At 63.1% G+C, this 20050-nt stretch carries 25 protein-coding genes and 1 pseudogene; 16 read left to right on the forward strand and 10 right to left on the reverse strand.

Annotated elements, in window-relative coordinates:
• Positions 1–50 precede the first annotated feature (50 nt).
• The 3 genes from H9532_RS12385 to H9532_RS12395 are packed head-to-tail and all read left to right on the forward strand — an operon-like array spanning position 51 to position 3344.
• The gene (locus H9532_RS12385) at positions 51–263 is read left to right on the forward strand and encodes a DUF2862 domain-containing protein (protein ID WP_296368922.1); all 213 of its coding nucleotides are present in this window, start codon (positions 51–53) and stop codon (positions 261–263) included.
• The gene (chlG, locus tag H9532_RS12390) at positions 217–1284 is read left to right on the forward strand and encodes a chlorophyll synthase ChlG (protein ID WP_296368924.1); all 1068 of its coding nucleotides are present in this window, start codon (positions 217–219) and stop codon (positions 1282–1284) included. The genes H9532_RS12385 and chlG overlap by 47 nt, the downstream gene beginning before the upstream one ends.
• Positions 1285–1340: 56 nt before the next feature.
• Positions 1341–3344 (forward strand): transglycosylase domain-containing protein, encoded by a 2004-nt coding sequence (locus H9532_RS12395; RefSeq protein ID WP_296368926.1) that lies wholly within the window; start codon positions 1341–1343, stop codon positions 3342–3344.
• A gap of 8 nt (positions 3345–3352) precedes the next feature.
• Here the strand turns inward: H9532_RS12395 and H9532_RS12400 are convergent, their stop codons facing one another.
• Positions 3353–4717 carry a 16S rRNA (cytosine(967)-C(5))-methyltransferase gene (locus H9532_RS12400; protein ID WP_296368928.1) on the reverse strand — a complete coding sequence of 455 codons (1365 nt, stop codon included), beginning with the start codon at positions 4715–4717 and terminating at the stop codon, positions 3353–3355.
• The gene (locus tag H9532_RS12405) at positions 4714–5070 is read right to left on the reverse strand and encodes an MGMT family protein (protein ID WP_296368930.1); all 357 of its coding nucleotides are present in this window, start codon (positions 5068–5070) and stop codon (positions 4714–4716) included. Before H9532_RS12405 ends, H9532_RS12400 begins: the two co-directional genes overlap by 4 nt.
• Positions 5071–5132: 62 nt before the next feature.
• On the opposite strand from H9532_RS12405, the gene trmH reads away from it, so the two are divergent.
• On the forward strand, positions 5133–5828 hold the full coding sequence (trmH, locus tag H9532_RS12410) for a tRNA (guanosine(18)-2'-O)-methyltransferase TrmH (RefSeq protein WP_296368932.1): 696 nt from the start codon (positions 5133–5135) through the stop codon (positions 5826–5828).
• A 3-nt stretch (positions 5829–5831) separates the two neighbouring features.
• Here trmH and H9532_RS12415 read toward each other — a convergent pair whose 3' ends face one another.
• Positions 5832–6722, reverse strand: a complete 891-nt coding sequence (locus tag H9532_RS12415; protein WP_296368935.1) for an ABC transporter permease — start codon at positions 6720–6722, stop codon at positions 5832–5834.
• Positions 6723–6809: 87 nt separating this feature from the next.
• Here H9532_RS12415 and H9532_RS12420 point away from each other — a divergent pair, with 87 nt between their 5' ends.
• Both H9532_RS12420 and H9532_RS12425 read left to right on the forward strand, forming a co-directional pair.
• Entirely contained in the window at positions 6810–7520 is a 711-nt protein-coding gene (locus tag H9532_RS12420) for a response regulator transcription factor (protein WP_296368938.1), read from the forward strand.
• Positions 7517–7876, forward strand: a complete 360-nt coding sequence (locus H9532_RS12425) for a response regulator (RefSeq protein WP_296368940.1) — start codon at positions 7517–7519, stop codon at positions 7874–7876. The genes H9532_RS12420 and H9532_RS12425 overlap by 4 nt, the downstream gene beginning before the upstream one ends.
• On the opposite strand, the gene H9532_RS12430 is transcribed toward H9532_RS12425, so the two are convergent.
• Positions 7860–9344, reverse strand: coding sequence for a HAMP domain-containing sensor histidine kinase (locus tag H9532_RS12430; RefSeq protein WP_296368942.1), 1485 nt, complete (start codon positions 9342–9344; stop codon positions 7860–7862). The two genes, H9532_RS12425 and H9532_RS12430, sit on opposite strands and share 17 nt — an antisense overlap.
• Before the next feature lie 154 nt (positions 9345–9498).
• Here H9532_RS12430 and H9532_RS12435 point away from each other — a divergent pair, with 154 nt between their 5' ends.
• The 7 genes and pseudogenes from H9532_RS12435 to H9532_RS12460 all read left to right on the forward strand — a co-directional run bounded on the left by H9532_RS12435 (position 9499) and on the right by H9532_RS12460 (position 13898).
• Positions 9499–10008 carry a type II secretion system protein gene (locus H9532_RS12435; protein ID WP_296368945.1) on the forward strand — a complete coding sequence of 170 codons (510 nt, stop codon included), beginning with the start codon at positions 9499–9501 and terminating at the stop codon, positions 10006–10008.
• A gap of 19 nt (positions 10009–10027) precedes the next feature.
• Positions 10028–11551, forward strand: coding sequence for a hypothetical protein (locus tag H9532_RS12440; protein ID WP_296368947.1), 1524 nt, complete (start codon positions 10028–10030; stop codon positions 11549–11551).
• 20 nt (positions 11552–11571) lie between these two features.
• Positions 11572–12144, forward strand: coding sequence for a GspH/FimT family pseudopilin (locus H9532_RS12445; RefSeq protein WP_296369065.1), 573 nt, complete (start codon positions 11572–11574; stop codon positions 12142–12144).
• A pseudogene (locus tag H9532_RS16070) lies at positions 12122–12208 on the forward strand (prepilin-type N-terminal cleavage/methylation domain-containing protein); the annotation flags it as partial. The gene H9532_RS12445 and the pseudogene H9532_RS16070, both read left to right, overlap by 23 nt.
• Positions 12209–12262: 54 nt before the next feature.
• Positions 12263–12469 (forward strand): hypothetical protein, encoded by a 207-nt coding sequence (locus tag H9532_RS12450; RefSeq protein ID WP_296368949.1) that lies wholly within the window; start codon positions 12263–12265, stop codon positions 12467–12469.
• Positions 12470–12658: 189 nt separating this feature from the next.
• Positions 12659–13279, forward strand: coding sequence for a calcium-binding protein (locus tag H9532_RS12455; protein WP_296368951.1), 621 nt, complete (start codon positions 12659–12661; stop codon positions 13277–13279).
• Between the two features lie 187 nt (positions 13280–13466).
• Positions 13467–13898, forward strand: coding sequence for a hypothetical protein (locus H9532_RS12460; RefSeq protein ID WP_296368953.1), 432 nt, complete (start codon positions 13467–13469; stop codon positions 13896–13898).
• A 24-nt stretch (positions 13899–13922) separates the two neighbouring features.
• On the opposite strand, the gene H9532_RS12465 is transcribed toward H9532_RS12460, so the two are convergent.
• The 4 genes from H9532_RS12465 to H9532_RS12480 are packed head-to-tail and all read right to left on the reverse strand — an operon-like array spanning position 13923 to position 15931.
• Positions 13923–14555, reverse strand: a complete 633-nt coding sequence (locus H9532_RS12465) for a prepilin-type cleavage/methylation domain-containing protein (RefSeq protein WP_296368954.1) — start codon at positions 14553–14555, stop codon at positions 13923–13925.
• A 4-nt stretch (positions 14556–14559) separates the two neighbouring features.
• A complete protein-coding gene (locus H9532_RS12470; protein ID WP_296368957.1) occupies positions 14560–15063 on the reverse strand; it encodes a GspH/FimT family pseudopilin in 504 nt (167 codons plus the stop codon).
• Positions 15063–15485, reverse strand: a complete 423-nt coding sequence (locus tag H9532_RS12475; RefSeq protein WP_296368959.1) for a hypothetical protein — start codon at positions 15483–15485, stop codon at positions 15063–15065. The genes H9532_RS12470 and H9532_RS12475 overlap by 1 nt, the downstream gene beginning before the upstream one ends.
• A complete protein-coding gene (locus H9532_RS12480) occupies positions 15485–15931 on the reverse strand; it encodes a hypothetical protein (protein WP_296368961.1) in 447 nt (148 codons plus the stop codon). The genes H9532_RS12475 and H9532_RS12480 overlap by 1 nt, the downstream gene beginning before the upstream one ends.
• Between H9532_RS12480 and H9532_RS12485 the strand changes: the two genes are divergently transcribed.
• Entirely contained in the window at positions 15930–16745 is an 816-nt protein-coding gene (locus tag H9532_RS12485) for a hypothetical protein (protein WP_296368963.1), read from the forward strand. The two genes, H9532_RS12480 and H9532_RS12485, sit on opposite strands and share 2 nt — an antisense overlap.
• Here H9532_RS12485 and H9532_RS12490 read toward each other — a convergent pair.
• Positions 16732–17451: an alpha/beta hydrolase gene (locus H9532_RS12490; RefSeq protein WP_296368965.1), complete on the reverse strand. Its 720-nt coding sequence runs from the start codon at positions 17449–17451 to the stop codon at positions 16732–16734. The genes H9532_RS12485 and H9532_RS12490 overlap by 14 nt on opposite strands.
• Positions 17448–19256 carry a translation elongation factor 4 gene (gene lepA / locus H9532_RS12495; RefSeq protein WP_296368967.1) on the reverse strand — a complete coding sequence of 603 codons (1809 nt, stop codon included), beginning with the start codon at positions 19254–19256 and terminating at the stop codon, positions 17448–17450. The genes H9532_RS12490 and lepA overlap by 4 nt, the downstream gene beginning before the upstream one ends.
• An 83-nt stretch (positions 19257–19339) precedes the next feature.
• Between lepA and H9532_RS12500 the strand changes: the two genes are divergently transcribed.
• Positions 19340–19678, forward strand: a complete 339-nt coding sequence (locus tag H9532_RS12500; protein WP_296368970.1) for a multidrug efflux SMR transporter — start codon at positions 19340–19342, stop codon at positions 19676–19678.
• Between the two features lie 56 nt (positions 19679–19734).
• Positions 19735–20025: a NifU family protein gene (locus H9532_RS12505; RefSeq protein WP_296368973.1), complete on the forward strand. Its 291-nt coding sequence runs from the start codon at positions 19735–19737 to the stop codon at positions 20023–20025.
• The last annotated feature ends 25 nt before the right edge of the window (positions 20026–20050 follow it).

The following is a 20050-nucleotide window of genomic DNA, read 5'->3' on the forward strand; positions in this document are numbered from 1 at the left end:
TGGCCGCAGGACAGGGGCTAACCTGGCGCCACTTTTGCGTCGCGCCGGACATGTCCCAGGCTGCCATCACCATCGGCTCGAAGGTGCGGGTCACCCGGGTGCGCGACCGCATCCCCGCTGATCTCGTGGCCGCCCTTCAGGCCGATGCCACCGGCACCGTGAAGGACTTCAAGGTGACCGACGGCAAGGGCATCGGTGTGGTGGTGGAGCTGGCCAATGGCACCACCACCTGGTTCTTCGACGACGAGATCACCGCTGCCTGATCCGTCAGCCCCTGTGAGCGAAACCACGAGCGACTCCAACCCCAACTCCCCCAACCCCACCGCCAGCAGCGGTGCGGGTGCACGCCAGCTGCTAGGCATGAAAGGTGCCAGCGGCACCTCCAACATCTGGAAGATCCGGCTGCAGCTGATGAAGCCGGTCACCTGGATCCCCTTGATCTGGGGTGTGCTCTGCGGTGCCGCCGCATCGGGCAACTTCCACTGGACTTTCAGCGAAGTGGGCGCCTCGATCGCTTGCATGTTGATGAGCGGCCCTCTGTTGGCCGGCTACACGCAAACGATCAACGACTACTACGACCGCGACATCGACGCGATCAACGAGCCCTACCGGCCGATCCCCTCCGGCGCGATTCCGCTCTGGCAGGTGAAAGCGCAGATCTGGGTGTTGCTGCTCGCCGGGTTGGGGGTCGCCTATGGGCTCGACCTCTGGGCCGGCCACAGCACGCCGGTGCTGTTCCTGCTGGCCTTGGGTGGATCGTTCGTGAGTTTCATCTACTCAGCTCCCCCGCTCAAGCTCAAGCAGAACGGCTGGCTGGGCAATTACGCCCTCGGCGCCAGCTACATCGCTCTGCCTTGGTGGGCTGGTCAGGCCCTGTTTGGCCACCTCACCTGGACCACAGCTCTGCTGACCCTTGCCTATTCCCTTGCTGGTCTAGGGATTGCGGTGGTGAACGACTTCAAGAGCGTCGAAGGTGATCGTGCGCTGGGCCTTCAATCACTACCCGTGGCCTTCGGCATTGAGAAGGCCAGCTGGATCAGCGCCGGCATGATCGATGTGTTTCAGCTGGCGATGGTGGCCGTGCTGATTGCCATCGGGCAGCATTTCGCTGCGGTGCTGCTGGTGTTGCTGATCATTCCCCAGATGACCTTCCAGGACATCTGGCTGCTGCGCGATCCCGTGGCATTTGATGTGAAGTACCAGGCCAGCGCACAGCCGTTCCTGGTACTGGGGATGTTGGTGACCGCTCTGGCCATTGGCCACAGCGACCTGGTGGTGATGTGACGGCCAGGCGCCGCCGCCCTCTTTTGCGGGCCGGCCTCATTGGGGCCAGCGCCGGAGTGGCCGTTGCCGTAGGCCAGAACCTGCTGGTGCAGGGCGTGGATGCGCTCCTGCCCAACGTGCAACGGGTGAGCAGCTACAACCGCCCCGGCACGGTCACCGTGCTCTCAGCCGATGGACAGGTGATCCAGAAGCTGGGCCCAGCCACTCGCGAGAAGCTCATCAGCGGCCAAATGCCGCTGCTGGTGCAGCGTGCCTTCATCGCCGCGGAAGATCGCCGCTTCTATGAGCACGACGGCATCGATCCCGTTGGCATCAGCCGAGCGCTGCTGCGCAATGTGCGGCGCGGCGCGGTGGAGGAGGGCGCCAGCACAATCACCCAACAGCTGGCGCGCACGGTCTTCCTGAGCCAGGACCGCACGATCATCCGCAAGCTCAAGGAAGCGCTGCTGGCCGGGAAGCTGGAGCGCCAGCTCAGCAAGCAACAAATCCTTGAGCAATATCTGAACTTTGTGTATCTGGGCTCAAGCGCCTATGGCGTTTCAGATGCTGCTTGGATTTATTTCTCCAAAACGCCCGCCGAGCTCACCCTGCCTGAGGCGGCGCTGATCGCAGGGCTGCCGCCAGCCCCCTCGGTGTATTCACCCCTGGTGAATCCCGATCTAGCTCTGGAACGACGAGCCACGGTGCTCCGGCGCATGCGCGAAGCCGGCTTCATTGATGATCTGCAGCTGCAGAGCGCCAATGCCGCACCACTGCTGCTCAAACCAGCAGAGCCGAAATACTGGACCAGCCGGGCGCCTTATTTCACCAGCTGGGTGGCCCAAGAGCTCCCCAAGGTGCTCAGCCCTGAAGATCTGGAGGTGGGTGGTCTCACCATCCGCAGCAGCCTGAACCTGGCGTGGCAGGAGCGGGCCCAAGCCACGATCAACAAACACGCCCCTGGCGCCATGGAAGGCGCCGTGGTGTCGATGGAACCGGGTACCGGCCTGGTGCGCACGATGGTGGGCGGCAAGGATTTCGAGACGAGCCAGTTCAATCGCGCCGCCCAGGCCCTGCGCTCACCGGGCTCCACCTTCAAGTTGTTCGTATATCTCACGGCCCTCAAGGAAGGGATGAAGCCCGAAGACAAAGTGAACGACAAACCCCAGTGCTTCGGCGGCTACTGCCCGCGCAACTTTGGGAACAAATACCGAGGTGTGGTGCCGCTGTGGGTGGCACTGCAGCAATCGCTGAACACCGTGTCGGTGAGCCTGCTCAAACAGCTGGGCTTCGACAAAGTGATCGCCACAGCTAAGAGCCTGGGCATCACCCGCGAGCTGGGCCGGTTCTACCCGCTGGCCGTGGGCGCCACCGAGCAGACCGTGCTCGACATGACCGCTGCCTACGCCGCGATCTTCAACCGCGGCGTGTATGTGACGCCCACGCCGTTCGAAGAAATCCTCGGCCCGAACGGGGAGTTGCTCTGGAGCCGCCGCGTGGATGGCGATCGGGGCCGCCGCGCCGTGCCCAGCGACATTGCCGACGCCATGCTCTGGATGCTGCAGCAGGTGGTGAAGGGCGGCACCGGCTACGGCGCCGTGCCGCCGGATCGCCCCGCCGCCGGCAAAACCGGCACCTCCGAGGGGGGCCGTGATCTCTGGTTCATCGGCGGCGTGCCCCAACTGGTGACCGGCCTGTGGCTCGGCTACGACAACAACAAAGAAACCAAGAGCACCAGCGCCGTGGCCGTGGTGGCCTGGGCCGACTACATGGGCCCGATCCTCAAGGATCTGCCGGTGCGCCAGTTCCCGCCGAAGCCCCAGCTGGCCGGCAAATTTGACCCGCTCAAAGTCCTCAAGCCCAAGCCCGAAGCCACGGCCCCAGCTACCACTCCCGCCGAACCGCTGGCCCCAGGCCCCAACCCCGAGGGCCCTGCCGAACCGGTGATTCCCGAGGGCACTCCGTCAGGGCCCGGCCCTGCAGCACCGGCCGCGGCCCCCGCTCCCGTGGCAGCTCCGCCAGCTCCACCACCGCCGCTGGCACCACCCGCACCGCCTTCGGCGCCACCGCCACTGCCCTGAGGCTGCGGTTAACCGTGCCGCTGCAGCAGCGCGGCATAGAACCCATCCCCTGCCCCGAGCACGTCTCCGGGCCAGAGCTGCCAGCTCTGCTGCAGCTCTAACTCCGGGTGCTCTGCCAAAACTGCATCGATCAGCTGCGCGTTTTCACGGGGGTGCACGGTGCAGGTGGCGTACACCAGGTGCCCTTGAGGCTTGAGTAGCGGCAGCAACCCATCGATGAGCTGGCGTTGCAGCACGACCAGCTCATCGATGGCAGCTGGATCAATCCGCCAACGGGCATCGGCATGGCGAGCCAGGGTGCCCAGCCCCGAACAGGGAGCATCCACCAGGATGCGATCAAAGCTGGCCAGCAGCTCGGGCTGCTGCTGCGCCAGGGTCGTGGCATCGCCGTGCTGCACCACGATGCTGCGCAGGCCAAGCCGTTCTGCATTGCGGCTCACCCGCCGCAGCCGGGCCTCACCACGATCAAGAGCCAGCACCAGGCCTTGATCACCCATCAACTCGGCCAGATGGGTGCTCTTGCCACCGGGGGCCGCGCAGGCATCGAGGATGCGCTCGCCCGGCTGCGGATTGAGCAGGGGAGCAATGCGCTGAGCGGCGCGATCCTGCACACACCACTGCCCCTCGGTAAAGCCAGGCAAGCGGCTCAGATCACCACTGCGGCCCTTCAGCGTGAGCCCGGCGGGTCGTCCCTCGATTGGGATGGCCTCCACCCCCGCGCCAGCCAGGGCCGCCTGCACAGCGGCGGGGCTGCTTCGCAAGCTGTTCACCCGCAGATCCAAGCTTGGAGGGCTGTTGGAGGCACGGCCAAAGGCCTCAACGCGGTCGGGCGGCAACCACTGCAGCAGCTCGCGTGTGAGCCAATCCGGCAGGGAGTGGCGCACCCCCAACGAAACCGCCAGATCGGCTGATTGGGCTGGCGAGAGCGGCAGAGAATCGCCGGCTTCGCGGCGACGCAGACAGGCACGCAGCAGGCCATTGGCCACCGGTGCCAACCGCGCAAGCCCACCCCGCTTGGCCAGCTCCACAGTGGTGCTCACCGCCGCGGAGGGCGGCACGCGATCGCTGGCCAGCAGTTGATACAGGCCGATGTGCAGCAGCCAGCGGAGCTTGGGGGGCTGGCGCTCTGCGGGCACCTTGCCCAACTGATCCAGCCAGGCATCCAGCAGGCGCCGCTGCCGAATCGCGCCATAGGCCAACTCCGTGGCCAAGCCTCGATCGGCTGGCGAGAGCGATGTGCGCCCCAGTTCACGCTCCAGCGCACCATCGGCATAGGCCCCAGCCGCCACCGCTTGCAGCACCTGCCAGGCCAACCGCCGCGGCGCCAGGCCCTTGGGTTCAGCGGCCGTTGCAGCGGTGGGGGTCGAGCTCAACAGGGCAGCGCATCAGACGTTGCTCCACAACTAGCGCCCGGCGGGAGCCAGCGATAACGACTGAGCGGCAGCCGCCCCTGCTCATCCACCGGGATGCCCTCAGCAAGCAAGAGCTCGCGTTGCATCCAGTCGGATCCTTCGCGGCTGAGGCTCATGCTGATCCGCCCCTGGGCATTCACCACCCGGTGCCAGGGCACCTCGGAGGGCAGCACCAGACGCCGGAGGGCCCAGCCCACCTGACGCGCACAGCCATAGGCAGCGATCAACTCCGCGATCTGGCCATAGGTGGCGAGCTGACCCGGCGGGATCTGGGCCACCACCTGCTGCACGCGCTCGTCGAACGTTGGCTCCACAGGACAACGCTATCGGGGCTGGCCGGCGATCCAGGACGATGGAGGCAAGCCCGCCAGCACCGATGCCCCTGCTGCCCCGCCGTTTCGAGCGCCTCCAGGCCGTGCTCAACCGCCGGATGGGCGATCTCACCGTGGTGCTGGAAGCGGTGGATAAACCCCACAACCTCTCAGCGATCCTGCGCACCTGCGATGCGGTGGGCGTGCTGGAGGCCCATGTGGTGAGCCTGCCCGGGCGGCCCCGCACCTTCAACAAAACGGCCAAGGGCAGCCAGAAGTGGGTGCCGCTGCATCCGCACCCCAGCATCGAAACCTGCCTGAGCGGGCTGAAAGAGAAAGGCTTTCGCATCTACGGCACCCACCTGAGCGTGGATGCCCGCGACTACCGCGACTGCGACTTCACCGGCCCCAGCTGCTTCCTGATGGGGGCCGAGAAGTGGGGCATGAGCGATGAGGCGCTGGCGATGGTGGATCAGCCGCTGTTCATCCCGATGACCGGCATGGTGCAGAGCCTGAACGTGAGCGTGGCTGCCGCGACCCTGTTGTTTGAAGCACTGCGGCAACGGGATCGGGCCGGACTGGTGCCGAGCCAGGGCGAAGGAGTGCCCGGCGGCGAGGAGGCCTACCGCCAGCTGCTGTTCGAGTGGGCCTATCCCCAGGTGGCCGATTGGTGCCGCCGCCAGGGTCGCCCCTATCCACCGCTCAGCGAGGAAGGCGAAATAGCCGAGCAGCTGCCTCGCACGCTGAAGCTGCGCTACTAAGCCTCAGCTCTGCGCGCGGTTGCTGCTGCCGCTGCCACTGAGCCAGCTCTCCAGCCCCTCCCCCAGGAACGAGAGCCCCAGCACCAACACAAACATCGCCACACCGGGGTACAGCGCCGTCCACCAGATGCCGGTAGGCAGCGCGCTGAGGGCTTGCTGAAGATCGCTGCCCCATTCGGGCACGGTTTCCGGGAGACCCAGGCCAAGAAAACCGAGGCCACCGAGCACAAGCACCGCATCAGCAGCATTGAGAGTGAGCAGCACCGGCACCGACGTGATCACATTGCGGAACAAATAGCGGCGCAGGATCCAAACCGGACCAGCCCCTAGCGAGCGTGCTGCTTCTACGAACAATTCCGCCTTCACCTGAGCGCTCTGATTGCGCACCACCCGGAAATACTGCGGCACGTACACCACACACAACGCGGCCGCTGCATTGGGCAAGCCTTTACCAAGCAGAAAGGCCAACACCACTGAGAGCAGCAACACCGGCAGGGTGTAGAGCGTGTCCATGAGCAGCACGAGGCTGCGGTCGATCCAGCCGCCCAGATAGCCGCTCACCATCCCCAGCGGGACCCCGATCACCAGGGCAGACACCAGCGCAATCGCCACCACCTGCAGCGCAACACCGCTACCGGCCAGGGTGCGGCTGCAGACATCGCGCCCCAGGCGATCGGTGCCGCACCAGTGGTGCCAGGAGGGCGGTGCATAGATGGGGTTATCGAGGCCGGCGTTGACATCCGGCAGCAAGCCGAGATGGATGAACAGCGGCGTGAGTAGGGCGATCAGCAGGTAGACGATCACGATCACCACCCCCCAGCGGGCCATCCGGCCCGCCAGGTTGCGAGGCCGCCAGGCGAGCAGGCGCGATGCGGGGGAGAGAGGGGTGCTCATCGCGGCTCACCATGCCACCGACCAGCGTGCGCAGCCAAGCCAAGCGCTGCAAATCCGGGTAAGAAGGGTGCAGCCCTGCGGCAATTGATGGAAGCCACCACCGTGCTCCTGGCCGACGATGATGCACGGCTGCGCCAGTTCCTGGAGCTGGAGCTGAGCGAAGAGGGCTACGCGGTGCGCAGCTGCGGCGATGGCATCGGCGCCCTCACGCAGATCCGCCAGGAACCGCCCGATCTACTGGTGCTCGATTGGATGCTGCCTGATCTGAGCGGCGTGGAGGTATGCCAGCGGCTGCGCTCCACCGGCGTCAATCTGCCCGTCCTGATGCTCACCGGCCGCGACGCGGTGAAGGATCGCGTGGAAGCCCTCGATGCCGGCGCCGACGACTACCTGGTGAAGCCGTTTTCGATCGAAGAACTACTGGCACGGCTGCGAGCACTGGGCCGGCGAGGGACCGGAGCGGCCAACGCCCCCCAAGACCTGCTGGAGCTCGACGATCTGCAGCTGAATCTGGCCAGCCATGAGGTGAACCGTGGCGGCGTGGCGGTGCACCTCAGCCACACGGAATTCCAACTGCTGCGCTGCCTGATGAGCGAGCCGGGCCGCGTGCAGAACCGCCAGAGCTTGCTGGATGCGGTGTGGGGCAGCAACTTCGTGGGCGACGCCAACGTGCTGGATGTCTACGTGCGCTATTTGCGCCGCAAGCTCGAACCACCTGGACAGCCCACCCTGATCCAGACGGTGCGCGGCGTGGGGTTTCTGCTCAAGGCCGGGCCCTTGAAGGAGACCGCACCGTGAGCAAGCCTCTCGTGGCCGTCGTCGATGACGACCCCCGCATCCGTGACCTCCTCGCTGCAGAACTGGAGGATCTGGAGGCCACCGTGTTGCGCTGCCGCGAAGGATCAGAACTGCTGGCTCAGGAGCAGCTCGATCAGGTGGAGCTGGTGTTGCTGGATTGGATGATGCCGGGCCTCGATGGGGCCGCCACGCTCAAGGCGTTGGCCGATCTGTCGTTTAGGGGACGAGTGGTGGTGGTAACAGCTCTCTGCGATCCAGAGGTGCAGCGCATGGCTGGGAACGCCGGTGCTGCAGCCACCCTGCTCAAAACAGAAGCGTTGGAGCAGCTGAGCGCATGGCTCAGCCCCCAGGGGTAAACCAGCGCCGCAGGCTGGCACTGCGGCTGGGCCGTTCGCTGACCGCCGTGCTGAGCAGCGCCGGCAAGCGCAACTGAAAATCCGCACCACCGCCGGGGGCATTCACCACCTGCACGCGGCCTCCCATGCGCTCCATCAGCGTTTTCACCACCGCCAGGCCGATGCCATGGCCGCTGATCTCGCTGCTGCCACTACCGCGCACAAAGCGCCCAAAGATCTGCTCACGCTCGGCCTCGGGCACCCCGGCACCGTGGTCGCGCACGTGCAGCACCACTTCGTTCACATCGCTGCTCAGGGCCAGCTCGATCGGCTGATGGGCGGGGCTGTATTTGAGCGCGTTCTCCACGAAGTTGGTGAGGCACTGGCTCAGCCGTTCCGGATCAGCGCTCACCTCGGCATATCCCTCCGGCACGGGCTGCAGGAGCAAGCGCCCGGCACACGACGCCTGCAAACGCTGATGCAACTCCTCCAGTAGGAGAGCGGGATCGAGCTGCCGGCAGTCGAGCTGCAGGCGCCCTGCATCATCGCGGGCGATTTCTAAGAGGTCGTTCACCAAGCGCCCCATGGACTCCGCCTCCGCTGCCACCAGCTGCAGCTGATCGCGCTGCTCAAGATTGAGGCCATCGGCGCGGCGCAACAAACGCCGGCTGTAACCACTGATCAGGGTGATCGGCGTGCGTAATTCGTGCGACACACCATTTACAAAGGTGCGCTGATGCTCCCAGGCCTCCGCAAGGCGATCCAACAGATCATTGAACGCATGGGCAATCGGATGCAGCTCCCGCGGTTGGCCTTTGAGGGAAAGACGCTCGGTGCTTAAGGAGCCGCTGGAGATGCCCGCCAGGGTGGTGCTGAAGCTGTCAAGGGGAAGCAGGCCGCGATGAATCACCAAACGCAGCAAAGCCGAGGTGAATAGCGCTGAGGCGCCAGCCACCGCCACCAGCAACAAGCTGATCAGTTGCTCCTGTTCAGTTTCGAGGGTGAAGTCCTGCAGAAAGCGGAGCTCGTAAGGGCGACCTGCCAGGCGCACCGGTATCGCACAGGTGAAATAAGTGCGCCCGTTGAAGCGGAAGTCGCGGGGCTGGCCATCAGCTCCCCGGGCCTCATCAGCCGCGCGGATCAAGCCCGAACCCGAACGGAACTCACGAAACGCATCGCCACTCGGGAGGATCACCGGACCGGCACCACGGTGGCTTGGCTCCATCCACACCATCCACACCAGCAAGGAAGGGCTGGCGAAATCGGCCAGATGACGTTGGAGTTGCTGGGTGCTGCTGAGCTGCTCGGGCATCAGCTGCTGCAAAGCCTGGGTGGTGGCCTGCACCTGGGCCTGATGACGATCCAGCCGCAATCGCGCCGAAAGCTGGCGGTTCACCAGCAGCAACACCACATAGCCCGCAAGCACGGCCAAGAGGCTGGTGGCCTGCAGATGCCGCCGGATCGAAGCAGCTGGGCGGGAGCGCGGCACCCAAGGTCTACAGATGCTGCAACCGTAGGCAGCATCCGGGCGTCTCACCACTCGAGCTCACTCTCAGCAAACTCTCAGCCAATCAACAGGCCACGCTTGTGGTGCAGCAGATCCGCGCTGCATACGGTGAAAAGAAGCCCGAATCCATCCACCCATGACGGCATCCACCCTTGGCCCCCAAATGCGCTCTGCTCTGCTTCGGCAGATCAGCAAGAACGACACCAAGAAGAAGAACCTGCTCCAGAAAGGCTTCACCTTGGTGGAGCTAATGATCGTGATTGTGATCGTTGGCATCCTCTCGGCAATTGCATTACCCAACTTCCTGAGTCAGTCCGACAAGGCGAAAGCGACGGAGGCCAAACAGCAATCATCCTCATACTTGAAGCAGGTTTATGCCGCCTACCAAGAGGGCGGATCAACCGCCGAAGGGGCTGCCGATGGCACAGGGAGCATCCCTTGCCCACTAGCAACAGTTAACGAGGCTGATAAATACTTCAGCTACACGTGCGACCCAGCGGCAGCATCTATTACTGCCGAGGGAACAGCAAAAGCAGGGAGCCTTGATGGTCAGACAATGACTTCTTCCGTTGATCTTGACACCGGTGTAGTGACCATGGGCGCCTTAGCCGCTGCTGCCGCAGCGCCCGCACCAGCCAACCCCTAAGGAGGCAGATACAACGAGAATGACGAATGCAAAGTCAATCAAATTTCATCACAGAGCATTTCGTCATAACCTTAAACTAACTCCAGGGGAAGGCTTCATTCTTCCCCTAGTCGTCATCCTTGGCCTGATCCTGGCGGTGGGCGGCTTCACCATGCTGGCCCGCAGTTTTGCAGGCCTTTTTGGCGCCACGAGGCAAGAGCAGGCCAGACAGGCCAGAGAGATTGCCGAAACCGGTCTCGCCACCACCGTTGAACTTCTGAACCGCAAATACAGCTATCTCCTGATCAACTGCTACTCCCTGAGCGGCTCCCCACCAACACCCAACGATTGCATCAACACAGGAACCTGGAGCTCTCCACAGCTGCCATCCTCCATCTGCCCGGGGTCGGACACCTCAACCGCCAACTTCCCACTCACAAAAGAGATCAATACGCCCAAAGGCCGCTATCGCATTGAGTTCTACGCCTACGCCGGCACTCAGTTTTACGGCGGCACTGGCAAGCTCAAAGCCACTGGAGAGCGGCTCAGCAACGATGGCAGCCGCATCCTCGCAAGCGCCAGCGTGGAGCAGACATTTGACGTGAAACCCAAGCCCTGTGACGCACGCTTTGGAGACCCCGCCACCTCCAGCGGCTTCCCTGGCCTTCTGGGATGGACGGTGAGTCTCGGCAATAACGACGTGAAGGGGGTCACCTCAGGCAATGTGCTCTGCATCCTCTGCACCGTGACCAATCCGTCGAAAAGTGATGGCACCTACACACAAGCCGAGGCAGAAACAGCTGTTGGAGCCCTGGCCAACAGCGACGTGGATGGAAAGATTTTCCTGGGCAAGATCAGCACACCAGACGTACCGATTTTTCCAGCAGCACTGAAGCCCTACGTCACTGAAAAATCTATCACTGGCAACACAACGATCACAGCCAGCAGTACGCGAACCACCTCCACTGGAACCAGCAATAACAGTGGCATGTGCGCCACAGATGCCAGCACACCACCCATCACGCACTGCCTGATCAGCCGCATCGATCTACAAGGCCAAAAAGTGTTGACCGTGGACACCACAGCAGGTCCGGTGAGGCTCTATGTGAGCGGTGACATCAACGCTGGAGGCCAGGCAGGCATCTCTCACGCCGGCGATCCGGGCCGGCTGGGCTTGTTTGGCAATCCGATCAGCAGTGATGCAAGCTGCAGCAGCAACCCCAACTTCACGAATCAGACCATCACCCTGGCGGGGACATCAAAACCAAGCAAAGCAGCCGGCGTGTTCGCGTACTTCCCTTGCGGAAAAATGGGCATCAACGGCGGCGCACAGGCAACAGCGACATGCACGCCCGATGGAGAATGTGGAGGCGGAGACGTTTATGGAGCGTTATGGACCAAGATCTGGAACGGATCAGCATCTAACCAAGCTCAGCTTGTCGTTCCCAAAGACATGGGATCCCAACTACTGGAGAATTTCGGCACCAGTTTCGCGATCAGCATCCGCGACTACGTAGCGCTGGGCATCAACAGCTGGCGCGGATTCCAGGGGTTCAGCCAATGAACAACAAACCCTGGCAAGCCATGGAACAGCCACCGGCATTCACACTGGTTGAACTGATCGTGACTGTTGCAATTCTCGGCATTCTCTCCGGGATCAGCTTCGTCACCTTCACAAGAAACTGGCGCGATGAGCGGGTGAAGGCCGCTAGCAGGGAAACGGCGGCCTGGCTTGATGAAGCTCGGCGTATCGCTATCCAGAAAGCCACGCCATGCCGCATCCGTGTTGATCGAGAGCTCCGGCAACTCTCCCTTGATCCCAATCCCAACAACCCCTCCGAATTCTGCGCCACCACTCTCTATGCCCCGCTGGATCTACAAACCAGAGTTCAGAACAGCAGCGAGCTCATCCTCTGCAGCACCGCCCTCGTGGCCAATGAGGATCCAGCCATCACATCCCTGAGCTGCACCACAGCTCAAGACGGCAGCAGCAGTGTGGTGTTCACACCCAGAGGCACTGCCCCAACAGGCCTGTTGCTCAAATTCCACATGCCCCAGGCGGGAGCTGATCGATGCGTTGCCGTCTTGGCACCTCTCGGCCAGGTCCGTTCCGGGAAAGCCACCTCCACCGGCTGTGACTTCACAACTGCCTTCTGAAGGACGGGGCTTCACCCTCCCGGAGTTGCTGATTGCAGCAGCCATCAGCCTGCTCACGGCCACAGTCGCTGGCGACTTACTCATTTCCCACATCCGCAGCAGCGAACGGGCTGAAGCGATGGAGCGACAACGCAGCGACTGGAGTCGCACCACCAGCTTCATCGAGGCCGAAGTCGCTCTTTCAGAAAGGGTGATTGATGCTGTCAACAACATTGGCATTCCGGCCGCTTGTGGATTCAACAACAACGAATTCAGGCTTGGCCTTGATCTGCGACGCGATCTGCCGCCTGTGATCTATGCGATCAAACCCTCAACTTCGGGCTAGCTCCCCCAGAACACCCTCTGGCGCTGCGGTCCTGGCCTCAATAACGACGGCTCCTACAACAACACACTCACCCTCGCGCCGATCCTCGATGGCCTGGATGGATCAGCAAACGGAGCAGGATTCATCGCATCGGCCTCGTCGGATGCCAAACAAGCGGCGTTCACCCTGGCACTGAAAGGTCATGCAAAAGTGACCTACAGCCAGCAAGACTCAGCCCACACACGCATCAGCCCGCTTTACTCCAGACCCAATGAGAACAGCCTCTGTGATGCAGCCAACCTGGTGAGGCTGGAAGGAAGTGCGAACCAGGCTGACACCTTGGTAATGAGCATTGCCCAGGTCGAGGTTGGAGAGGATGTACTGATCTGCGGAAGGGGCTTTGGAACCAGTGCTGTCGGCGCATCCGGCGACAACATCACCGGTTCTGATGGCGCCAACGACATCCTGGAAGCCGGGGATTATGGGCGAGCAACTTTGGACGGCAAAGGAGGAAATGATGTTCTACGGGGAACTCTCGAGGCCGACATCCTCAATGGGGGAAGTGGCGACGATGTTCTGATTGGACGCGATGGAAACGACACCCTCAATGGAGGCAGTGAACAGAACAGCTACCTGCCGGGTTCAGGCAACGATGCCGTCAATGGCGGTTCCAATCTTGATGTTGTCTTCTTCTCGGGCAACCGCTCCAGCTACACCTTGGGCAATTGCACCAAAACCAGCTGCAGCGTCACCGGTCCCGACGGAACTGACACCCTCCAGAACGTTGAGATTCTGATTTTCCAGGATGCCCGCGTTGATCTTCCTGATTAAGAGCGATGAAGCCGATGTTTTCGCACAGGCCAAGCCAAACGCAAGGCCAGCATCTGGCCTATTGTTGGGACGTAGAGGCATGGCACCTCCGGGAGGTCATCCTTTGAACGTCAACCTCAGACGACACCGCAAGCAGGCAAGAGGCTTCAGCCAGGTTGAAGCCATGGTGGCTTCTGCGATCCTGATGATGACCGTGACCCAGTCCACGGCACTGTTCACCAACTCCATGCAGGCCACGGGCAAAGCCAAGCTTCGTGATGGCGTGAACGCAGCCGTGAACGCTGATCTGGAACAGGTGCGCCATGAGGTTTCGAAGTGGTCGTTGAGCGCCAACAACGATGGTCAGCTCGCCTACAACCCAACCGCCTCGGCTTGCGCGGATGGAACTCTGGCGCAAACCTTGCTCACCGATCGATCCAGCCAGCTGCCCGTGGTCAGCACTGTGGATCTCACAGGTGTGCCGATGCGACAAGGAACGGTTGTGATCAATCGAGCGATCACGATCCCATCCGACAACAAAAACCTGATCGCCATCAGCTACAGCTCCACAGCCGATAGTGCGATTGCGCTCAAACTCAACACAACGCTCACCACGCCAGCGCAAGGCTGGTGCCCCTGAGCACCTGATTTAGACAGCACGTCTCTAAAGCACGATCTGAGTAACAAGTTCTTGGCTCATGTGCTGCTCGAGAGAGCCAGCGTTGTGCTTGAAGACCTGCTCAAGACGCAAACCCAAAAGCCCTGTTCCCACCTGCAGGCAAGCCGAAAAACCAAGCGCTGACGACCCGGCCAAATCAATTGGCTCGTTGCTCATCAACCCCACCATGGGTGAGCACGCCTGCCATTGAGTGGGCTTCACAGCCAACCCATCAATCACGACTCGATTGATGGGCTGTGTGCCACCCGTCATCAGCCCATCCAAGCCAAACGCAGGCCCACAACGCATCAACACGCGACCTCGCCAGATGCTGCTCGGCGCGGCACCCACTGAATAGGTGATCGCTCCGGCGGCTGTACTCAGATGCAACACGGCTGTGCGCCCCGCCAGGCTGCAGCCGTGCTGCTCCAGCTCCGGCGTTGTGCTCACAGCGTGGGCCTGGGCCAGATCGTGTTTCACCAGCTCCAGGGTTCGTCGCTGAGCGGCACGCTCCCTCAACAACCTTGAGAAACGCGCTCCGTTCTGCCCATCAGCCATCAGACCCTGCAGCATCACGCCACTGAGCGCCATACCCAGGCTGAGCGAGAGCATCAGTTCCACCAATGAAAAGCCGCCCATAGCCCTACAGCGCAGGGTCGGGATCACAGCGACCGCTCTGGTAACGGCCCAGCCGGGTAATCCCGAGCGGCAAGGCCATCACCAGACAGCGTTGCAGCGTTGTGCCGGAGCTCGTGAGCACTGCGGTGCCTCCATCAAGCACCAGACCATTGCTGCTGAAGCGGAGTACAGCCGGGAAGTTGTGCACCAACTGCATCTCCCCAGCAGCAATGGGCTCCTGCAGGGTGTCGAGCGTTTGGAGGCACGGGGGAAGGCTGCTCTGAGCCGGCGGGGTCCATCCCTCAGGCTGGAGACTCAGACCACAGGGTTGCCCCAGCTTCTGAGCCTCGGCCCGGCCGCGCTGGATGCCCTGATCCAGCCTGCGCGTGGCGGCTTCCAGCCGCTGACGAGCCAGGGTTTCGCGACTGCCGCTCCAGCCCAACACAGCCAGCAGGCCAACAATGGCGATCCCCACCAGGAGCTCAGCCAACGAGAACCCGTCGGGTTGCTGACGATTCACGCGCACCATCACGGCAAGCCCTCCACCTGGCTGTCGGTGAGCGGCTCATCAACCGTGCAGGCGGTTCCCAGGCCAGCCGTGGTGACTAAACGCTCGCGCACCACAACTGACTCCCCGGCAAACCGCCAGCGAAGCCACAGCTCATCGGGCTCCTCACCCAGCAGCACCTCGCGCTGCAGCTGCGGTGGAGCCGGTACAGAAGCCGCCATCTCCCTCAGCTGCTCAGAGCTCACAGCACACGAGTCGGCTGACTCCACTGCTCGGCGCCAATAGGCTTGCAACTGCAAGCGGTCGAGCTCGATCCTCGCGATCCGCTGTTGGCGGAGCTCACCTTGCTGCGCGCTGCTGGCCGCCTGGGCAAACAGCTGCAGGGAGCCGCCGGAGGCAGCGGTGAACACTGCCGCGGCCACCATCACTTCCACCAACTGCATCAGCCCAGCTCCTTCACGCCCGCCGTGCCCAGCCAGTAGCGGCGCTTCAGGCCGCCGTCTGGAAGCTGGAGCTGCAAAGCACCACCACCGGGCTGCGGCATCCAACCCGCCAGCTGGAGCGGCTGCCCATCGATCCAAATCCGCTGGAGGGCGTCTGGATCCAACCCGGATGGGCAGGGTTCGCGCAGCGCCTGCAAGCGCCACTCCGCCAGAGGCACCGCTTTGAGGCAGGCAAGGCGCCCCTGGAAGTCAGCCGCTAAGCGCTGCGCCCCTGAGGCCAAGCGATCTTCCGCCTGAAGGCGCATGCGTTCAGCCGCCTGCACCTGCCGGGTGTGTAGCACCAACGACTGCAGCGACAGGCTGCTCAGCAGCAGCACCAGAGCCCCAGTGATCGAAAGGGGCAACACAAATCCAGCCTCCCCGGCCGGGTGAACACGCTGAACCATGGAGCATTCCGGCAAACCATGGGCTGAGCATTCCCCCTACAGCTACAAAGGAGCCATCGGCAGCACTGCTGCGATGGCCGAAGGGCTTGACCGCGACATCGAACTGCTGGAGATCCACGAAGTCTCCGCCTGGCGCCAGCAGCTCGGAGCGGCCGCCGCAGGCCTCTTCACAGCGGGGCCGATGGGGTTGATCGCCTCCCTGATCGCCTTTCGCAAGCTGGAAGGCAACTGGCTGCCCTGGGCCCTAATCGGCGTGCTGGCGGCCCCGCCCCTGGCCTACGGCCAATGGCGCGGTGTCGAAGCGCTGCAGCAGCTGCGGACAGGTGGGAATGAGCAAGCGGCCTTTGATCTGGCGGCAGCACAGCTGATCACGGAATCCGATCAGATCGCCCGCAGCTGCGCCCTAGCCCAGCGCCAAGGCAGCAGCGACGGCCCCATCCGCAATCCGCTCGATGGGAGCGATCTGTTCTGTGATCCCAGCTACCCCACCACAGTGGTGATCACAAGCCGAAGCTTTGCACCGTTGCAGCAGCCCCGCAGCTGCGGCGGCAGCACCCTGGCGCCGGGAACCAGTGCGGCGCAATGGTTGGTGTCACCAGCGGGAACACTGGTCTGCCAGGCGATTGCCAGCTCCGGCTTCTGGTGGTGGGAGCAGGCCGTGATCGATCGCCAAGCGCTCTATCGCCGCTGCACCGAGAACCTGCGCCAGGAGGCCCGCACTGGTTTCAGCCGCACGGCCCATCAGCTCGGCCTGCGCGACTACTGCGCCGAAGAGCGGGCTCTGCTGGCCCGCGATCGCATCAGGGCGAAGTAGCAGCTACGGGAGCAGGGTTCATCGCAGCAGCCTGCAAACAAGCCGGCAAAAACGCCCACCAACTCAGTGTTGAGGTGCACTGCGCCGGGTTTTCACAAGGCAGGCTGGAGCAGCGCTGCGTGGGAGGGCCGCCGAGCTCCACCACAAAAGTGGTGGGCAGCTCCCGCAGGATGCCCATCGCCGAGATCGTGCCGCCCTTGGCGTTGCGCAGGATCGCGGCCCGCAAGCCTTCCACCCGCAGGTCGCGGCCAGGGGCCAACAACGGCCTGAAGGCCTGGGTTTGCTGCTGCAGGAAAGCGACGCCGGCCGGCGAGTAGAGGAAATTGGAGAGAGGCACCAGCCCCACGGCATAAGGCTTGGCTAGAGCGGCCCGGAGCTGATCATCAGGCCAGCCGGAATTGGCCGCCAGCTGGAGCAGGCGCCGGTCGGTGAACGTGCCATCGGCCACGAACTGCTGCAGGGCGGCGTAGGGAATGGTCCAGAGCTCGGCGCCGCTGGCGAGCCGCAGGGTCTGGGTGGCGCCGGGAGGCTCCAGGGGCGCTGGCGGAACGATCACCGGACCAGCGGGAGCAGGCTGACCCGGAGTGACCGCTGGGGCTGTGGGCGAGCCGGCAGCTGGTGACAGCTCAGCGGCAGATGCGGCGTGGAGACCCATGCACAGGCCAGCGCCGAGCAGAGCGGCGGCAGCCTTCGAAACGCGGATCACTGGTTGAGCTTGAGCACGGCCATGAAGGCCTCCTGGGGCACATCCACCTTGCCCATAGCCTTCATGCGCTTCTTGCCCTTGGCCTGCTTCTGCAGCAGCTTTTTCTTGCGGGAGATATCGCCGCCGTAGCACTTGGCGAGCACGTCTTTACGCATGGCGCTGATGCTCTCGGAGGCGATCACGCGGCTGCCGATCGAGGCCTGAATCGGGATCTTGAACTGCTGGCGGGGGATCAATTCCTTGAGCTTCTCCACCAGCCCCTTGCCCACGTTGTAGGCCTTATCGCGGTGCACGATCGTGGTGAGCGGATCGGCCTTTTCGCCGTTGATCAACACATCTAGGCGCACCAGATCGTTCTTGCGATAGCCGATCAGGGAATACTCCATCGAGGCATAGCCCTTGGTGCGGCTCTTCATCTGATCAAAGAAATCGGTCACCACCTCTGCCAGGGGCATCTCGTAGTGGAGGGTCACCCGGTCGGTGGTGATGTATTTCATGTCAATGAATTCACCACGCCGCTCCTGGCACAGCTCCATCAAGGTGCCGTTATAGGTGTTGGGGGTGTAGATCTCGAGCTTCACGTAGGGCTCTTCGATTGATTCGCGCTTCTGCGGATCAGGAAGCGTGGCGGGATTATCCACCATCACGGTGGTTTCATCGAGCATGTTCACCTGATAGATCACCGACGGCGCGGTAACGATCAGATCCAGGTTGTATTCGCGCTCCAGGCGCTCCTGCACGATCTCCATGTGCAGCAGGCCAAGGAAACCGCAGCGGAAACCAAAGCCCATGGCGCTGCTGGTTTCAGGCTCGTATTTGAGGGCCGCATCGCTGAGCTGCAGCTTGTCGAGCGCTTCGCGTAGATCGGGGTATTGATCCGCATCGGTGGGAAACAGGCCGCAGAACACCATCGGCTTGGCCTCGGTGTAGCCCGGCAGGGGCTCAGAGGCTGGGTTGTTCACCAGCGTGATCGTGTCGCCCACGCGGGCATCGGCCACGGCCTTGATCGACGCCGCCAGGTAGCCCACTTCGCCGGCCTGCAGACTGTCTACCTTGCGCTGATCGGGGGCCATCACGCCCACTTCATCGAGCTCATAGGTTTTCTTGCTGGCCATCAGCAGCACCTTGTCTTTGGTGCTGATCGAGCCAGAGATCACCCGGAAATACACAATCACGCCCCGGTAGGGGTCGTAATAGGAATCAAAAATCAGGGCCCGCAGCGGCTCGTTCACCCGATCGGGCGGCGGCGGCACGCGATCCACCACCGCCTGAAGGATGTCGGGCACGCCCAAGCCGCTCTTGGCGGAGCAGGGGATCGCTCCTGTGCAATCGAGGCCAATGATCGCTTCGATTTCTTCGCTGATGCGCTCTGGATCGGCGCCGGGAAGATCAATCTTGTTGAGAACCGGAATGACCTCGAGATTGTTCTCAATTGCCAGATACACGTTCGCCAGTGTTTGCGCTTCCACGCCCTGGCTGGCATCCACCACGAGCAGTGCCCCCTCGCAGGCCTGCAGCGAGCGGCTCACCTCATAGGAGAAGTCAACGTGACCGGGGGTATCAATCAGGTTGAGGATGTAGGTCTCACCATCCGCCGCCTTGTATTCCATGCGCGCGGCCTGGAGCTTGATCGTGATGCCCCGCTCACGCTCAAGCTCCATATTGTCGAGAAACTGCTCCTGCATATCGCGGGCAGCCACCGTGCCGGTTTCCTGCAGCAAGCGATCGGCCAGGGTCGACTTGCCGTGGTCAATGTGAGCAATGATGCAGAAATTGCGGATCCGTGAGGCGGGAACGTCGGTCATTCGCTGATGGGCTCTCGGGTACGTCCCGGCTCGGGGCGGTGGATCTCGGTGGGGTGATCCTAGGGAGAGGTGCCGATCCCCCAATGCCCACCAATCCCGCCTGGCTGCTTCTACTCCTCGCCATCGCCTCGGAAGTGGTGGGCACCTCGTGCCTGAAGCTGTCTGCCGGCATGAGCCGGCCCCTGCCCACCCTGGTGGTGCTGGCGGCTTATGGCAGCGCGATGCTGCTGCTCTCCAAGGTGGTGCAAACGATCCCCCTGGGCGTCACCTACGCCCTCTGGAGCGGCATCGGGATCGTGGCGATCGTGCTGGTGGGCGTACTCGCCTACCGCCAGATCCCCAGCGTCGGCCAGTTGGTGGGAATCGCCCTGATCACAGCAGGGGTGGCGGTTGTGAATCTCACGGGCCCCCTGCACGAGTGAGCCGGGCCAGGCCGCCAAGGGGGCTACCTAAGCTCGGCTCAACACCAGAGCACCCCATGAGCACCGACACCGCCAACGCCACTTCAGAAGCCGCTGCTCCTGAAGCCAGCGATCCCCGCGCCCTCACCCTGGAGAACGTGGAGCGCACCCTCGATGAGCTGCGCCCGTATCTGATGGCCGACGGCGGCAACGTGGAAGTGGTGGAAATCGACGGCCCGATCGTGAAGGTGCGCCTGCAGGGCGCCTGCGGCTCCTGCCCCAGCAGCACCATGACCCTGAAGATGGGCATCGAGCGCAAGCTGCGTGAAGCCATCCCCGAAGTGAGCGAAGTGGTGCAGGTGCTCTGAGCACCGGCCCCTAGGCTCGGCCCAC

It is taken from the genome of Vulcanococcus sp. Clear-D1 (assembly GCF_014654725.1).
Lineage (GTDB): Bacteria > Cyanobacteriota > Cyanobacteriia > PCC-6307 > Cyanobiaceae > Vulcanococcus.

Coding starts and splice junctions, on each gene's coding strand:
- H9532_RS12485 (WP_296368963.1), top strand. CDS start 15,930: ATGGAGCATTCCGGCAAACCATGGGCTGAGCATTCCCCCTACAGCTAC.
- lepA (WP_296368967.1), bottom strand. CDS start 19,256: ATGACCGACGTTCCCGCCTCACGGATCCGCAATTTCTGCATCATTGCT.
- H9532_RS12470 (WP_296368957.1), bottom strand. CDS start 15,063: ATGGTGCGCGTGAATCGTCAGCAACCCGACGGGTTCTCGTTGGCTGAG.
- H9532_RS12420 (WP_296368938.1), top strand. CDS start 6,810: ATGGAAGCCACCACCGTGCTCCTGGCCGACGATGATGCACGGCTGCGC.
- H9532_RS12435 (WP_296368945.1), top strand. CDS start 9,499: ATGACGGCATCCACCCTTGGCCCCCAAATGCGCTCTGCTCTGCTTCGG.
- H9532_RS12480 (WP_296368961.1), bottom strand. CDS start 15,931: ATGGTTCAGCGTGTTCACCCGGCCGGGGAGGCTGGATTTGTGTTGCCC.
- H9532_RS12475 (WP_296368959.1), bottom strand. CDS start 15,485: ATGCAGTTGGTGGAAGTGATGGTGGCCGCGGCAGTGTTCACCGCTGCC.
- H9532_RS12415 (WP_296368935.1), bottom strand. CDS start 6,722: ATGAGCACCCCTCTCTCCCCCGCATCGCGCCTGCTCGCCTGGCGGCCT.
- H9532_RS12445 (WP_296369065.1), top strand. CDS start 11,572: ATGGAACAGCCACCGGCATTCACACTGGTTGAACTGATCGTGACTGTT.
- H9532_RS12505 (WP_296368973.1), top strand. CDS start 19,735: ATGAGCACCGACACCGCCAACGCCACTTCAGAAGCCGCTGCTCCTGAA.
- H9532_RS12500 (WP_296368970.1), top strand. CDS start 19,340: ATGCCCACCAATCCCGCCTGGCTGCTTCTACTCCTCGCCATCGCCTCG.
- H9532_RS12385 (WP_296368922.1), top strand. CDS start 51: ATGTCCCAGGCTGCCATCACCATCGGCTCGAAGGTGCGGGTCACCCGG.
- H9532_RS12465 (WP_296368954.1), bottom strand. CDS start 14,555: ATGGGCGGCTTTTCATTGGTGGAACTGATGCTCTCGCTCAGCCTGGGT.
- chlG (WP_296368924.1), top strand. CDS start 217: ATGGCACCACCACCTGGTTCTTCGACGACGAGATCACCGCTGCCTGAT.
- trmH (WP_296368932.1), top strand. CDS start 5,133: ATGCCCCTGCTGCCCCGCCGTTTCGAGCGCCTCCAGGCCGTGCTCAAC.
- H9532_RS12450 (WP_296368949.1), top strand. CDS start 12,263: ATGGAGCGACAACGCAGCGACTGGAGTCGCACCACCAGCTTCATCGAG.
- H9532_RS12460 (WP_296368953.1), top strand. CDS start 13,467: ATGACCGTGACCCAGTCCACGGCACTGTTCACCAACTCCATGCAGGCC.
- H9532_RS12440 (WP_296368947.1), top strand. CDS start 10,028: ATGACGAATGCAAAGTCAATCAAATTTCATCACAGAGCATTTCGTCAT.